Genomic DNA, 15,181 nt, shown 5'->3' on the forward strand with positions numbered 1-15,181 from the left:
CCTACCAGCGTGGCGCCCGCGTCTCGGGTTCAGTTCTCGAATCAATCAGGCAAAAATGTCCATTGACACTATCTATCGGCCCGGCCGGTCTCGTTACACGGCCGAGACCATGCACCTGACCGCCCACTCCACTAGCGCCGGTCTACTCATCGCAAACCATCAAACCAATCTACCGGTGCGCCCGCCCCGCAACCAACCGCCTCCATAGCTGGCTGGCATCGCCCCAGGTGAGCCCACTGGCCCGCGTTTGCTGACGCTTGTCTATGTCCTCACATCGCCGGTGGGTGAGTGGTGCATCGCGGGAACTGAGTGATGGCTCACACCGATCGGTCTGCTCGTGACCGGCCCGGGCAACGCGGCAAACGCCGAGGTCGTCGCGATGCGCGGTCCTGCTCAGGGCTACGGCCGGACGCGGGCGGGGTCGTAGAGATGCGACTGAGCGCAGTCGATCGATACCGCCATCGCCCGTCCGACCAGGATCACCGCGGCTTGGCGCAGTCCGGCCGCTTCCACCTTGTCTGCGATGTCGGTCAGGGTGGCGCGTAAGACGAGCTGTTCGGGTTGGCTGGCGCGGTAGACGACGGCGACCGGGCAGTCCGCGCCGTACTCGGCGACCAGCTCCTCGGCGAGGACCCTGATCCGGGTGATCGCGAGATGCAGGACCAGGGTCGCGCCGGTGGCGGCGAAGTTGGCGAGGGCCTCGCCTCCCGGCATCGCGGTGGAGCGAGCCCGGGTTCGGGTGAGGACTACCGACTGCACGACCTCGGGGACGGTCAGTTCGGTGCCGAGGGCGGCCGCGGCAGCCGCGTAAGCGGGGACGCCGGGGGTGATGTCCCACGGCACGTAGTGGGCGTCGAGTCTGCGGGTCTGCTCGGTGAGGGCCGAATAGATCGACGGGTCGCCGGAGCACAAACGTGCCACGTCCTTACCGTCTTCGGTGGCACGCACGAGGTGGTCGATGATCTGGTCCAGGTTCAGGTGCTGGGTGTCGATCAGTGCGGTGCCGGGCGCGCAGTGGGCGAGGACCTCGGGGTCGAGGTAGGTGCCCGCGTACAGGCAGACCGGGCTCTCGCGCAGGAGATTTACCGCCCGCACCGTGAGCAGGTCGGCGGCGCCGGGGCCTGCCCCGATGAAATGCACGGTCATGCACGGGAGTCTAGGAGTGCGCATCAGGCGTCCGGGCAAGTAGGTTCTGTGTCGGACAGCAGGCGACGACGAAACGGGGGTTCCGCGATGCGGGTGTCAGGCAGTGGGATGCGGGGCGCGGGCGCCGTCGCGGCAGTGATCGTCGCCGCGACGCTGGCGACCGGGTGCTCGACCGACACGGTGGTCGGTCAGCCCACCGCTGCCGTGGACAGCTTCGCGCCCTCCGCGGACAACCGAGATCCCTCGCTGCGGATTCGCGGCGTCGTCGTCACCGAGATCGCGCCGGGACAGCCGCACGTGCTGCCGACCCAGCGCGTCGCCTACCCATCGATCCCCCCGGTCGGCGGACCGCACGATTCGCAATGGGCGGCCTGCACCGGCGTCGTTTATTCGAAGGCCCTGCGCTCCGAGAACGCGGTGCACTCCCTCGAACACGGCGCAGTGTGGATCGCCTACGACCCCGCGAAGGTGAGCGCGCAGGATCAGGCGACGCTGAGCACCAAGGTGACCGACCGGCAGTACACCCTCATGTCCCCCATCCCCGACATGGACCACCCGATCGCGCTGCAGTCGTGGGGCCACCAACTCACCCTCGACTCCGCCACCGACGAACGCATCGACCAGTTCCTCGTCGCCCTCCGCGAAAACCCCTACACCACCCCAGAAGTCGGCGCGACCTGCTCGTCCCCCTCCTTCGACCGCACCAACCCCCCGCCTTACGACCCGACCACCCCCGGCCCCGACGCAGTCCCCATGACCGGCGCCCGCTAGCCCGTCATATCGAACTGTGCGGTGATCTTCGTCGGCCGCACTCGCACCACGAGCTCACCGGCTACCCCGTTGCGCTTACCGAACTCCTCTGCCTTGTCCGCACCCATGTACCGGGCGCCGATAGCGGTGGCCGTGCGCACGAGCTCATCGAGGTCTTCGGACAACGTGACCGTGCCCTGCACCGCAACCAGCGCATACGGCGGCTCCTCGAGATCCACACACAACGCGATCCGCGGATCACGCGCGAAAGCCCGCCCCTTGGCCGTGTTCTTACCGGTATTGAAAACCAACTCGTCGCCTTCGACGATGAACCAGACCGGCGTCACCAGCGGACGCCCGTCAGCGGCATCGAACGCCACCTTGCCCGTTCGCGTGCCGTGGGAAAGGAATTCGCGCACCTTAGGATCAGATATAGAGGCCATCTACTCAGCGTAAATCACCGAGACGGCACATCCGGGGACCGACGAAATCGGCCAGTCACTCACGCCGCGCGAACACTCATCTCTACGTGCATCCCCGCCGCGACAACCATATTCACCAGCGCATCCAAGCTGAACAGGCCGATCTTTCCCCGCATCAGATCCGAAACTCGAGGCTGTGTCACGCCGAGGCGCTCAGCAGCCGAGACCTGAGTCCAGCCAGAACTCTCGATGTGTTCGGTCAACGCCATCATCAGGCGCGACCGCAGCCGCATGTTCTCTGCCTGCTGTGGGGTGTCCTCGATCGCATCCCACACGCTGTCGAACGTCCCGTCCGCCATCAGCGCTCTCCCTTCTTACTCGCAACACCGGCTCGCGCGTACCGCTTCGCCGCCAGCGCCAGATCAGACTCCGATGTCTTCTGAGTCTTCTTCTGAAAGCAGTGCAGCACAAGGATGCGGTCAGCGAGTTTCGCGACGTATATGACGCGAAATGCGCCCGAATCCTCGCGAACTCGAATCTCGCAGACTCCGAGCCCGACGGATCGCATAGGTCGCCAGTCCGTTGGTTCGAGGCCACGTTGAACGCGGTCGAGTTGATAGCCGCACTCGCGGCGGGCGCCGAGAGGGAACTCACGCAGGTCATCAAGTGCTGTGCCAACGAACTCGAGTCGCTTCACCAGACTCAGTATACAAATAATTGTATACCTTGCACAGTCCGGTTCGGCGGCGGCCAGCGACGGCGGGCAGACTGAATCGGTGAGCGATCTGAGGCATCTCATTGTGGTGGATGCGGCCAACGTCATCGGCTCGCGCGCCAATGGGTGGTGGAAGGATCGCGCCGGTGCGGCTCACAGGTTCCTCGCTGACGTGGCGGACCTGACGACCCGTCTGCCCGCTGACACCGAAGTCACTGTCGTCCTCGAAGGTGCCGCCCGGGCCGCCGCTGACGGCGCCGTACCGTCCGCGCCGCGCTTGACGGTGGTCCTCGCCGAGGGCTCGGGCGACGACAAGATCGTCGACGTGGTCGCAGGCACCGGCTCGCACGAACAGATCACCGTCGTCACCGCCGACCGTGAACTCCGCACTCGGGTAGCGGCCCACGGCGCCGAATTCGTGGGCCCCGGCTGGCTCTGGAGCCAGCTCGACTGACCGCGAGCCGCCCACGTTGGTCAGGCACGAACTAGTCGGCCGACAATGCGGCCAAGGCCATGTGGCGGAGTACCGGGCGGGCTCTCGACGCGGTTGCCGCGGACGCGCTGTGGGGGGTTGAGTTGATCAGGCCGAAGGCGGCGTGGGCCTGGATACGCGCGGTTTCCTCGGGGAGGGCCGGGTCGAGGTCGCGCAGGACGCCTACCCAGATTTCCACATAGTGGCGCTGAGTTCGGCGCAGCGTCCGGCGCTCCGCGGTAGGGACGTTGTCGAGATCGCGGTCTTGGATGCGGATCAGTTCGGGGTTGCCGAAGGCGAAGTCGAGGTGGAAGTCGACCAGGGCTGTGAGTGCTGTTGCCGCCGTGGGTGACTCGTCGACAACCGCGCGCCCACCCGCCAGCAGGCGCTCACTGATGCCGACGAGGAGTTCGACCAGCAGTGCCTCTTTGTTCGCGAAGTGACGGTAGACGGCGGGTCCGCTGATGCCGACCGCCGCGCCGAGGTCGTCGAGGCGCACCCCGAAGAAGCCGCGCTCGGCGATGAGGCGGGCGCCCGCGGCCAGCAACTGCTCGCGGCGCTGGGCCTTGAGCTGCTCGCGGCGAGTCACCTGGACAGGCTCGGTTATCGACATCGTGGCCGCCCCCTCTGGACAACTTGGTTAATCAAGATTAACCTGAATTTCAGTTATTGGCGACTAACCGAGTGAGAGAATGGCGTGATGACGGTTACGCACGAGACCGAAGGCACCGCGACGAGCAACCGAGACGCGCACGGCGCCCTGGTCGCGGATCTGCGGCAGCGACTGGCCACGGCCGCGCTCGGTGGTCCGCAGAAGTCCCGCGAACGGCACGTGGCCAGGGGCAAGCTGCTCCCGCGCGAGCGCGTCGACCAGCTTCTCGACCCGGGCAGCCCGTTCCTCGAGCTGGCTCCGCTCGCGGGCAACGGCATGTACGACGACGAGTGCCCCGGCGCGGGCGTGATCGCCGGCATCGGCCGTATCGCGGGCCGCGAGTGCCTGGTGCTGGCCAACGACGCGACGGTCAAGGGCGGCACCTACTACCCGATCTCGGTGAAGAAGCACCTGCGCGCACAGGAGGTGGCCGCGCAGAACAACCTGCCGTGCGTGTACCTCGTGGACTCCGGCGGCGCCTTCCTGCCGCACCAGGACGAGGTGTTCCCCGACCGCGAGCACTTCGGCCGCATCTTCTACAACCAGGCGAACATGAGCGCCAAGGGCATCGCCCAGATCGCGGCGGTGATGGGTTCGTGCACCGCAGGCGGCGCTTATGTGCCCGCGATGGCCGACGAAGCGGTGATCGTGCGCGACCAGGGCACCATCTTCCTCGGCGGCCCGCCGCTGGTGAAGGCGGCGACCGGCGAGATCGTCACCGCCGAGGATCTCGGCGGCGGCCTGCTGCACTCGCGCACCTCCGGCGTCACCGATCACCTGGCCGAAGACGACCGCGACGCACTGCGGATCGTCCGCAATATCGTCGCGACCCTCGACCCCCGCCCCGAGGCGCCGTGGGAGGTGCTGCCGAGCACCCCACCCGCCAAGCCGGAGGACGAGCTCTACGACGTGGTCCCCGTCGACCCGCGCACGCCCTATGACGTCCACGAGGTGATCGACCGAATCATCGACGGCGAGAGCGGATTCCAGGAGTTCAAGGCCGAATACGGCAAGACCCTGGTCACCGGATTCGCTCGCATCCACGGTCATCCCGTCGGCATCGTCGCCAACAACGGCGTGCTGTTCAGCGAATCCGCCATGAAGGGCGCGCATTTCATCGAGCTGTGCGACAAGCGCAAGATCCCCCTGCTGTTCCTGCAGAACATCACCGGCTTCATGGTCGGGCGCGATTACGAGGCGGGCGGCATCGCCAAGCACGGCGCGAAAATGGTCACCGCGGTCGCGTGCGCCCGGGTACCGAAGCTCACGGTGGTGATCGGCGGCTCCTACGGCGCGGGCAACTACTCCATGTGCGGGCGCGCGTATTCGCCGCGCTTCCTGTGGATGTGGCCCAACGCGCGCATCTCGGTGATGGGTGGCGAGCAGGCCGCGTCGGTACTGGCGACGGTGCGCGGCGACCAGCTCGACAGCGCGGGCAAGCCCTGGTCGGCGGCGGATCAGGAGACGTTCAAGGCCCCGATCCGCGAGCAGTACGAGACCCAGGGCAACCCCTACTACGCGACCGCGCGCATCTGGGACGACGGCGTGATCGCGCCGACCGACACCAGAACCGCGCTCGGCCTTGCCCTTTCGGTGTGCGCGCAGGCGCCGCTCGAACCCGTTTCCTACGGCGTCTTCCGGATGTGAGCGACATGCTGAACAAGAACCACCCCGTCGAATTCGACACCGTCCTGGTCGCCAACCGCGGCGAGATCGCGGTGCGTGTGATCAAGACCCTGCGCGCCATGGGTATTCGCTCGGTCGCGGTGTACAGCGACGCCGATGCCGACGCGCGCCATGTGCGTGAGGCCGATATCGCGGTGCGGCTCGGGCCCGCGCCCGCGCGCGAGAGCTACCTGTCGATCGAGAAGGTCGTCGACGCCGCTGTTCGTTCGGGCGCGCAGGCAGTGCATCCGGGTTACGGCTTCCTGTCCGAGAATTCGGCTTTCGCGGCCGCGCTCGCCGATGCGGGCATCGTGTTCCTCGGACCGTCCGCGAAGGCCATCGAGGTGATGGGCGACAAGATCACCGCGAAGAAGACGGTGACCGCCTTCGGGGTACCGGTGGTGCCCGGCATCGCCGAACCCGGTCTGACCGACGACCAATTGATCGCCGCCGCAACAGAAATCGGCTACCCCGTACTCGTGAAGCCGTCTGCCGGTGGCGGCGGCAAGGGCATGCGCCGGGTCACCGACCCCGCGGATCTGCCCGCCGCGCTGGTGAGCGCTCGCCGCGAGGCCGGTGCGGCCTTCGGCGACGACACCCTGTTCCTGGAACGGTTCGTCAACCGGCCCCGCCACATCGAGGTGCAGGTCCTGGCCGACAAGTTCGGCAATGTGGTGCACCTGGGTGAGCGTGAATGCAGTTTGCAGCGCAGGCACCAGAAGGTGATCGAGGAAGCGCCGTCGCCGCTGTTGGACGCGCGGACCAGGGCCCGGATCGGTACCGCGGCCTGCAATACCGCCCGCAGCGTGGCCTATGTGGGTGCGGGCACCGTGGAGTTCATCGTCTCGGCCGATCAGCCCGACGAGTTCTTCTTCATGGAGATGAACACCCGCCTGCAGGTGGAACATCCGGTGACCGAGATGGTGACCGGTGTCGACCTGGTGGAATGCCAGGTGCGGGTGGCCGCGGGTCAGAAGCTGGCGCGGACCCAGGACGAGATCCACCTCGTCGGTCATGCCATCGAAGCGCGCGTCTACGCGGAGGACCCCGGTCGCGGGTTCCTGCCGACCGGCGGCACCGTGCTCGCACTCACCGAGCCGGAAGGTGCAGGCGTGCGGGTGGATTCGGGTCTGTCGGTGGGCACCGTGGTCGGCAGCGATTACGACCCGATGCTGTCGAAGGTGATCGCGCGCGGCACCACGCGCGCCGACGCACTCGCCGCGCTGGACCGCGCGCTGGAACAGACTGTGCTGCTGGGTGTTACGAGCAATATCGAGTTCCTGCGGTTCCTGCTCGCCGACGAGGATGTGCAGGCAGGCCGCCTCGACACCGCACTGCTGGATCGCCGGGTCGCCGACTTCGTCCCCACCGAGGTCACCGACGACGCGTTCATCGCCGCCGCGACACACCACTGGTTGCGGCGCTGGCCCGCCACCGGCGGCGACCCGTGGTCGACCCCCTCGGGTTGGCGCCTCGGCGCACCGGCACCGACCTCGATCAGACTGTCTTCGGGCGACCAGGTGCGCCACGTATTCATCACCGGCACCCCGGATTCGGCGACGGTCCGGCTCGACGCGCCAGGATCTGAATCGACACCGAGCGAACTCGAGCCACGCACGCTCACCGCCACCGCCTCGACCGACGGCCTCACGTTGACGGTCGACGGACTGCGCCGCGTCTACCGCATCGCCGAGGCCGACGGTCAGCTGTGGGTGAGCCATGACGGCGCGCTCGCCGTGCTGCGCGAGGTCGCCGAGGCAGCCGTGCGTGGCGATGCCGCGCACGTCGGTGACGCCGAAATCCGCAGTCCCATGCCGGGTTCGGTGATCGCGGCACCGGTCGAGAGCGGCGCGACCGTCGCCATCGGCGATCCGGTGATCGTGATCGAGGCCATGAAGATGGAGCACACGCTCACCGCCCCGGTGGCAGGCACGGTGGAGGTGCTCGCGGCGCCGGGCGCCCAGGTGAAGCTGGACCAGGTGCTGGTGCGTGTCCTCGCCCATCCCGCCGAAGCCATCGACACAGCGACCGCAGAGTCGACAGACGCCGCTGTTGCCGCCACGAAGCCCGACACCGAGCGCGAAGGAACCCCCGCATGACCGACTACCTGTCCACCGGTTCCCTGCCGGAGGAATACCGCCAGCTCGCACTGACGGTGCGCGACTTCGCCAACCAGGTCGTCGCGCCGGTGTCGGCGAAACACGATGCCGAACACAGCTTTCCGTACGAGGTCGTCGCGGGCATGGCCGAGATGGGACTGTTCGGCCTGCCGTTCCCCGAGGAGTTCGGCGGCATGGGCGGCGACTACTTCGCGCTGTGTCTGGCACTAGAGGAACTCGGCAAGGTCGACCAGAGTGTGGCGATCACCCTGGAGGCGGGTGTGTCGCTGGGCGCCATGCCGATCTACCGCTTCGGCAACGACAAGCAGCGCACCGAATGGCTGCCGCAGCTCACCAGCGGACAGGCACTGGCCGGCTTCGGACTCACCGAGCCCGACGCGGGCAGTGACGCGGGCGGGACGCGGACCACCGCCGTGCAGGACGGCGAGAGCTGGGTGATCAACGGCAGCAAGCAGTTCATCACCAACTCCGGCACCGACATCACCCGCCTGGTCACCGTCACCGCGGTCACCGGGCAGACCGGCGCCAAGAAGGAGATCTCCACCATCCTGGTGCCGACGAGCACCCCCGGTTTCGTCGCCGAGCCCGCCTACAACAAGGTCGGCTGGAACGCCTCCGACACTCATCCGCTGAGCTTCACCGATGTGCGGGTGCCGCACGAGAACCTGCTCGGCGAGCGCGGTCGCGGCTACGCCAACTTCCTGCGCATCCTCGACGAGGGTCGCATCGCCATCGCCGCGCTGGCCGTCGGCGCCGCGCAGGGGTGCGTCGACGAGAGCGTGCGCTACGCGAGCGAACGTCAAGCCTTCGGGCAGGCCATCGGCCGTAATCAGGCCATCGCGTTCAAGATCGCCCGGATGGAGGCGCGCGCCCACGTCGCCCGCACCGCCTACTACGACGCCGCCGCGCTGATGCTGGCGGGCAAGCCGTTCAAGAAGGCCGCGTCGATCGCGAAGATGGTCGCCAGCGAGGCCGCGATGGACAACGCCCGCGACGCCACCCAGATCTTCGGTGGCAACGGCTTCATGAACGACTACCCGGTGTCAAGGCACTACCGTGACAGCAAGATCCTGGAAATCGGCGAGGGCACCACGGAGGTACAGCTGATGCTGATCGCAAGGGAACTCGGCCTGTGAGCGAACCGCGGCGGGTGGTCCAGCGTGGACTGTGGTTCGAGGAGTTCGAGATCGGCACGATCTACGAGCACCGGCCCGGGCGCACCATCACCGAGGCCGACAATGTCCTGTTCACCACGTTGACCATGAACACCCAGGCGCTGCACCTGGACGCGGCCTTCGCCGACGCGCAGCCGCCGTTCAACCAGCGCCTGGTGAACTCGATGTTCACGCTGTCGACACTGGTCGGGCTCTCCGTGGCCCAACTCACCCAGGGCACGCTGGTGGCCAACCTCGGTTTCTCCGAGATGACGGTGCCCGCGCCGCTGTTCCACGGCGACACCATGTACGCGGAAACGCTGGTCACCGACAAGCGGGAATCCAAGAGCCGTCCGGGTGAGGGCATCGTCAGCCTGGCGCACACCGCGCGTAACCAGCACGGGGTCGTGGTGGCGACCGCTGTCCGCCAGACCTTGGTTCGCAAGGCGCCCGCCGCGTGAGCGACCGACGGTGCCACCGCGCAACCCGCCGAATGGAGTCAGCATGAGTACCTGGCAGCCGAGTGGTCCCGCGTGGCTGTTCTGCCCGGCCGACCGCCCCGAGCGCTTCGCGAAGGCCGCCGCGGTGGCCGATGTGGTGATTCTCGATCTCGAGGACGGTGTCGCGGCGGGTGACAAGGCCGCGGCCAGGCAGGCCCTGATCGACACTCCACTCGACCCGCAGCACACCGTGATTCGCGTCAACGCCGCCGACACCGACGACTACGCGGCCGATCTGGCGGCGCTCGCGCAGACCGCCTATCGCCGGGTCATGCTGCCCAAATGCGAATCAGCTGAACAGGTTCGGCGCCTCGAGCACTACGAGGTGATCGTGCTGGTCGAATCGCCGCTGGGCGCGGTGCGGGTCACCGAGTCGACGCAGGCCGACAACGCCATCGGCGTGATGTGGGGTGCCGAGGATCTGGTCGCGGGCCTCGGCGGCAATTCGAGCAGGCACGCCGACGGCAGCTACCGCGATGTCGCCCGTCACGTTCGTTCGTCAACTCTGTTGGCGGCCAAGGCTTTCGGCTGCTTCGCGATGGATTCGGTGTACCTGGACATCAAGGATCTCGACGGCCTCGCCGCGGAGACCGCCGACGCTGTCGCCATCGGATTCGACGCCAAGGTCGCCATCCACCCGAATCAGGTCGCCGTGATCCGCGACGGCTACGCGCCCGACCCCGCCGAGCTCGACTGGGCGCACCGGATACTGGCGCAGGTGCCCAACCACCGTGGCGTCTTCGCGTTCGAGGGTCGTATGGTCGACGCGCCGGTACTTCGGCACGCTGAACAGATCGTCCGGCGCGCGGGCGTGCCCGGTTGATCTTCGGGTAACCCGCTCCCGATACCTGCCGTAGCCCAGTTCGAGGAGGACATCCGGTGCAACCGCAATGGGTACCGAACGCACATGACGTCGCATCGGCCCGAATCACCGACTTCGCCACCTTCGTCACCGCGCGAACCGGCGACGAATACCCCGACTACCGGGCGCTGTGGCAATGGTCGGTGGACGATGTCGCCGACTTCTGGCAGGCCGTGTGGGACTACTTCGAACTCGGCGAGACCGCCGGTGAGGTCCTCGGATCACGGGAGATGCCGGGCGCGCAGTGGTTCCCAGGCACCCGGCTCAACTACGTCGACCAGGTCATCCGGATGGCCGATTTCAGCCGCCCCGCGGTCATCGCGCTGCACGAGGATGCCGAGCCGAGGGAAGTCTCCTGGGCCGAATTGATCGAGCAGGTCACGGTTTTCGCGCGCACCTTGCGTGAGCAGGGTGTCGGAGCCGGTGACCGAGTGGTCGGCTATCTGCCGAACATCCCCGAGGCGATCGTCGCCTTCCTCGCTACCGCCAGCATCGGCGCGGTGTGGAGTGCCTGCGGCCAGGACTACTCCGCGAAGGCCGCGCTGGACCGGCTCGGCCAGCTCGACCCGACGGTGCTGGTCACCGCCGACGGCTACCGTTTCGGCGGCAAGGAACACGACAAGCGCGCCGATATCGCCGCCCTGCGGGACGGGCTGGACTTGCGTGCGACCGTGGTCGTTTCGCAACTCGGGCTGGACGTACCCGACGCGATGTCATGGGCGGACGCGGTCGCCGATGCCGGTCTCGGTGTCATCGAAACGGTCCACGTCGATTTCGATCATCCGCTGTGGATCGTGTTCTCCTCCGGCACCACCGGACTGCCGAAGGGCATCGTGCACGGCCACGGCGGTGTGCTGCTCGAGCATCTAAAAGCCGTTGCGCTGCAATCGAATATGGGACCTGAGGACACGTTCTTCTGGTACACCAGCCCCAGCTGGATGATGTGGAACTTCCAGGTAGCGGGCCTGCTGACCGGTACCACCGTCGTCACCTACGACGGCAGCCCGACCGCCGGTGGCCCGGATGCCCTGTGGCGCTTGGCCGCTCAGGTCGGTGCCACCGTGTTCGGCACCAGCCCCGGCTATGTTCTCGGCTGCATCAAGGCGGGCTCGGTGCCACGTGCCGAGCACGACCTGTCCGCCCTGCGCTCGGTCGGTATCACCGGTTCATCGCTGCCGGTATCGAGCGCACTGTGGTTGAACGACAATGCAGGCGAGCATGTTCAGGTGAGCTCGATCAGCGGCGGCACCGACGTGGTGTCGGCGTTCGTCGGCGGCGCACCGACTGTGCCGGTGTGGCCGGGTGAGCTGTCGGCGCCGTATCTCGGTGTCGCCCTCGACGCCTTCGACGAGCAGGGCAACTCTGTGCGCGGCGAGGTCGGCGAGCTGGTGGTCACCGCGCCCATGCCGTCGATGCCGGTCAGCTTCTGGCGCGACGACGACGGAAAGCGCTATCACGCCGCCTATTTCGACACCTACCCCGGCGTGTGGCGCCACGGCGACTGGATCACGCTCACCGAACACGGCAGCATCGTCGTGCACGGCCGCTCCGATTCCACCCTCAACCGCCACGGCATCCGCATGGGCAGCGCCGACATCTACCAGGTCGTCGAGCAGTTCCCGGAGATCGCCGAGGCACTGGTGATCGGCGCCGAACAACCCGACGGCGGCTACTGGATGCCCCTGTTCGTCGTGCTCGCCCCCGGCGCGGAATTCACCGAAGACCTGAAAACCCGCCTCGCCACAGCGATCCGCACCGAGGTCTCCCCCCGCCACGTCCCCGACGAGATCCGCGAAGCCCCCGGCATCCCCCACACCCGCACCGGTAAGAAACTGGAAGTCCCCATCAAGAAGCTCTTTCAGGGCGCCGACCCCGCCCGCGTCGTCGAACGCAGCGCCGTCGACGACCCCGCACTCCTCGACTGGTATGCCCGGATCACCCCGCCCGACAAGGGCTAATACACTTGAACTATGAATGTCAGCGAGTCTCGTGGGGCGCGTGGGGTAGCTGGGGCCGAAGTTCGGCGGCGGCCGAAGAATCGCCGGGCGCAGATCGCCGCGTCGTCGGCGGTGGCGTTCGGGGCCGCCGGGTATCACGGAGTGAGCATGGAGGACATCGCGACCGGGCTGGGAATCAGTTCGGCCGCGCTGTATCGGCACTACCCCAGTAAGTACGCGTTGTTCCGGGAGGAGTTACTTCGGGTCGGGCAGGCCTTCACCGCGTCGGTCGAGGTGGCGGCGCAGGACCCGCTGCCCGCGGCACAACGGTTGCGGCACATGCTGACCGGGCTGATCGGTGCGACCGTGGAGAATCGGGCGACGGTGCGGCTGGTGCGGTGGGAAGGCCGCTACCTCGAACCGGCTGATCGCGTGGTGCTCGACGAGCAGCAGAGTTCGGTGCTGGTCGCCCTCGACGAACAGCTGGCGCTGCTGCGTCCCGAATTGACCACGGCTGAGCTGCGAATGATCTCCACGGCGATTCTCGGCGTGATCACCAGCGTCGCCGATCACCACGCCGCGCTGCCCGTTCGCACGGTGAACAGGTTGCTCGGCGCGGCGTGTATGGCACTGACCGACAGCGAATTGCCGCCCGCCGCCACAGTTTCGGAGCTGGGAACCCGCGCCCAGATCCCGGATTCGTTCAAACACGAACTGCTGCTGCGTAAAGCGGTGGAGCTGTTCCACCTGCGCGGTTACCCGAATGTCAGTGTGGAGGACATCGCCTCGGCGGCGGGGTTGTCGGCGGCGTCGGCGGTGTACCGGTTCTATCGCGGCAAGAGCGATATCCTCGCTGCCGCGTTCCGGCGCGCTGCGGACCGGGTGTCAGGGGCGATCGGGCCCGCCGTCGCGAGCACGCCCGACAGCGGCGCGGCGCTGGGTGTGCTGATCGAGCAGTTCGTCGCCGACACCTTCGACGAGCGGGCGCTCGCGGTCGTCTACTACGCCGAGTTCGGGCACGTGCCCGCCGAGGAGCGTGCGGTGCTGCGCAATATCCAGCGGTTGAGCGTGCAGGAATGGGCGCGGCTGGTGCGCGATATGCGGCCGGAACTGTCCGCGGCCGAGGCGCGATTCCTGGTGCACGCGGCATTCGCGATGGTCATCGACCTCGGTCAGGGGTTCGGCGACGACCCCATCGCGGGCCGGGCCAGGGTGGGCTTCCTGATGCGGCGGGTACTGCTCGGCTGAGGCAGTTCATCCGTCGCGGATGAGGCGGCTCGTTCTCGGCGCGGCATACCCTCGGTGATCAGTCCGTCGAACGGAGCGTGCATGGATCCACGCGCGGGTGCGCTGACCAGGCGTTCGCTGCTCGGGCTCGCGGCCGCGGCAGCTGCCGCGGCCGCACTGCCCGGATGTGGTGACGGGTCGGCGCGCTGGTCGACCGACACAACCACCGACCGTCCGGACGACGTGCTGACCCTGGCGACCGACGCCTACGTCTTCGGTTACCCGATGATCCTGCTCGACATCATGCGCGCGGCGAGCGGGCCGACCAACACCATCGATCACAGTGTCCTGCCCGATCCCTACGATCGCGGGGTGGCCCGGCTCAGCCACGACATGGTGTATTCGCAGGCATGGCTCGACCTCGCCGAAGAGCCGATGGTGCTGCAGATCCCGGGGATGGAACCCGACCGGTTCTGGCTGTTCCAGCTGATCGACGGGTGGGCGAATACCGTGCACGACCTGACCAGCGAGAACCCACGAACCACCGACGAAGCGGACGGCCCGCCCTTCACCTACGCCCTCACCGGACCACAGTGGGCGGGCGAGCTGCCCGCGCGGATGACGCGGCTGCACATGCCGTCGACGCGGAGCACGATCGTGGGCCGGATCCAGATCAACGGCGCTGCCGACGCACCGAAGGTCAACCAGTGGCAGCAGCAACTGAAACTGATCCCGCTGAGCGCCTGGAACCGCGGCGAACTCGACGCCACGGTCAGCCGCGTCCACCCGATCGACCGTGGACCCGAGCCACCGACGAAGCGAATCGCCGCCTTGGACGGTCGCACCTACCTGAACCGCCTGTGCCGACTGATGCTGGCCGATCCCCCCGCCGTCGTGGACGAACCGCTGATGCGCAAACTGGCCGCGATCGACATCCAACCGGGCGGGGCCGTCATCGACCAATCCGCCGAGGTCCTCGACGAAGCCGTCCGCCAGGGCCAGCGCCGCATCGCCGACTGGAAAGACCCGACCGCCCGCTACGTCAACGGCTGGGAGATCCCCATCGACCTGGGCACCTTCGGCACCGACTACCTCCGGCGCGCGGCCACCACCCGACGTTCCCCTGGTCTCGCCCCCATCCGCGACGTCCTCTACGCGAACCTGGAGGCCCCCACCACCGACCAGGGCCGCCCTCTGCGCTATCGAATCCGCTTCGAAGCAGGCCAATGGCCTCCCGTCGAAGCCTTCGCCTCGATCACCGCCTACGACACCCAAGGCTTCCTGGTCCCCAACCCCGACCAGATCTACTCGATCGGCCACCACCCCGCCGTCGTCGCGGCCCCCGACGGATCCGTGGAACTGGCGATCCAACAACAGGACCCTCGCCCGGAAGTCCCCGCCGGTAACTGGCTCCCCATCCCCTCGACCGGCGACTTCTCCCTGACCCTGCGCCTCTACGCTCCCCGCGAGGACGCCCTCGACGGACAGTGGAAGCCGCCACCGATGACCCGACTCGACTGAGTGTGCGCCCTTGTGGGACAGCTCAGACGCGTGGTGCG

At 67.6% G+C, this 15,181-nt stretch carries 15 protein-coding genes; 10 read left to right on the plus strand and 5 right to left on the minus strand.

The annotated features are described in order from the left end of the window. Positions 1-399: 399 nt before the first annotated feature. Positions 400-1,146, minus strand: a complete 747-nt coding sequence (cobM, locus tag ACLJPD_RS06265; protein ID WP_410870768.1) for a precorrin-4 C(11)-methyltransferase — start codon at positions 1,144-1,146, stop codon at positions 400-402. Positions 1,147-1,233: 87 nt separating this feature from the next. Between cobM and ACLJPD_RS06270 the strand changes: the two genes are divergently transcribed. Further along, positions 1,234-1,917: a DUF3105 domain-containing protein gene (locus ACLJPD_RS06270; protein ID WP_410870769.1), complete on the plus strand. Its 684-nt coding sequence runs from the start codon at positions 1,234-1,236 to the stop codon at positions 1,915-1,917. Here the strand turns inward: ACLJPD_RS06270 and ACLJPD_RS06275 are convergent. From ACLJPD_RS06275 to ACLJPD_RS06285, 3 genes are read right to left on the minus strand one after another with little or no spacing between them, the layout of a single operon-like run. Next, positions 1,914-2,339 carry a PPOX class F420-dependent oxidoreductase gene (locus ACLJPD_RS06275; RefSeq protein ID WP_410870770.1) on the minus strand — a complete coding sequence of 142 codons (426 nt, stop codon included), beginning with the start codon at positions 2,337-2,339 and terminating at the stop codon, positions 1,914-1,916. The genes ACLJPD_RS06270 and ACLJPD_RS06275 overlap by 4 nt on opposite strands. A 59-nt stretch (positions 2,340-2,398) precedes the next feature. Then, the gene (locus ACLJPD_RS06280; RefSeq protein ID WP_410870771.1) at positions 2,399-2,677 is read right to left on the minus strand and encodes a helix-turn-helix domain-containing protein; all 279 of its coding nucleotides are present in this window, start codon (positions 2,675-2,677) and stop codon (positions 2,399-2,401) included. Next, on the minus strand, positions 2,677-3,015 hold the full coding sequence (locus ACLJPD_RS06285) for a type II toxin-antitoxin system RelE/ParE family toxin (protein WP_410870773.1): 339 nt from the start codon (positions 3,013-3,015) through the stop codon (positions 2,677-2,679). The genes ACLJPD_RS06280 and ACLJPD_RS06285 overlap by 1 nt, the downstream gene beginning before the upstream one ends. A gap of 79 nt (positions 3,016-3,094) precedes the next feature. Here ACLJPD_RS06285 and ACLJPD_RS06290 point away from each other — a divergent pair, with 79 nt between their 5' ends. Next, positions 3,095-3,487: a hypothetical protein gene (locus tag ACLJPD_RS06290; protein WP_410870774.1), complete on the plus strand. Its 393-nt coding sequence runs from the start codon at positions 3,095-3,097 to the stop codon at positions 3,485-3,487. A gap of 31 nt (positions 3,488-3,518) precedes the next feature. On the opposite strand, the gene ACLJPD_RS06295 is transcribed toward ACLJPD_RS06290, so the two are convergent. Beyond that, positions 3,519-4,118, minus strand: a complete 600-nt coding sequence (locus tag ACLJPD_RS06295) for a TetR/AcrR family transcriptional regulator (protein ID WP_410870775.1) — start codon at positions 4,116-4,118, stop codon at positions 3,519-3,521. Between the two features lie 87 nt (positions 4,119-4,205). Here ACLJPD_RS06295 and ACLJPD_RS06300 point away from each other — a divergent pair, with 87 nt between their 5' ends. The 8 genes from ACLJPD_RS06300 (at position 4,206) to ACLJPD_RS06335 (ending at position 15,143) form a co-directional block, all read left to right on the plus strand. Next, positions 4,206-5,804, plus strand: coding sequence for a carboxyl transferase domain-containing protein (locus ACLJPD_RS06300; RefSeq protein ID WP_410870776.1), 1,599 nt, complete (start codon positions 4,206-4,208; stop codon positions 5,802-5,804). A 5-nt stretch (positions 5,805-5,809) separates the two neighbouring features. Further along, complete coding sequence (locus ACLJPD_RS06305; protein ID WP_410870777.1) at positions 5,810-7,921, plus strand: biotin carboxylase N-terminal domain-containing protein; 2,112 nt, start codon at positions 5,810-5,812, stop codon at positions 7,919-7,921. Then, positions 7,918-9,078, plus strand: a complete 1,161-nt coding sequence (locus ACLJPD_RS06310; protein ID WP_410870778.1) for an acyl-CoA dehydrogenase family protein — start codon at positions 7,918-7,920, stop codon at positions 9,076-9,078. The genes ACLJPD_RS06305 and ACLJPD_RS06310 overlap by 4 nt, the downstream gene beginning before the upstream one ends. After that, entirely contained in the window at positions 9,075-9,557 is a 483-nt protein-coding gene (locus tag ACLJPD_RS06315; RefSeq protein ID WP_410870779.1) for a MaoC family dehydratase, read from the plus strand. Before ACLJPD_RS06310 ends, ACLJPD_RS06315 begins: the two co-directional genes overlap by 4 nt. Positions 9,558-9,600: 43 nt before the next feature. After that, entirely contained in the window at positions 9,601-10,419 is an 819-nt protein-coding gene (locus ACLJPD_RS06320; protein WP_410870780.1) for an HpcH/HpaI aldolase/citrate lyase family protein, read from the plus strand. Between the two features lie 56 nt (positions 10,420-10,475). After that, positions 10,476-12,416, plus strand: coding sequence for an acetoacetate--CoA ligase (locus tag ACLJPD_RS06325; RefSeq protein ID WP_410870781.1), 1,941 nt, complete (start codon positions 10,476-10,478; stop codon positions 12,414-12,416). 12 nt (positions 12,417-12,428) lie between these two features. Further along, entirely contained in the window at positions 12,429-13,643 is a 1,215-nt protein-coding gene (locus tag ACLJPD_RS06330) for a TetR/AcrR family transcriptional regulator (protein ID WP_410870782.1), read from the plus strand. An 81-nt stretch (positions 13,644-13,724) separates the two neighbouring features. Beyond that, complete coding sequence (locus tag ACLJPD_RS06335) at positions 13,725-15,143, plus strand: DUF1254 domain-containing protein (protein ID WP_410870784.1); 1,419 nt, start codon at positions 13,725-13,727, stop codon at positions 15,141-15,143. Positions 15,144-15,181: the final 38 nt, after the last annotated feature.

It is taken from the genome of Nocardia sp. A7 (assembly GCF_046549215.1).
GTDB lineage: Bacteria > Actinomycetota > Actinomycetes > Mycobacteriales > Mycobacteriaceae > Nocardia.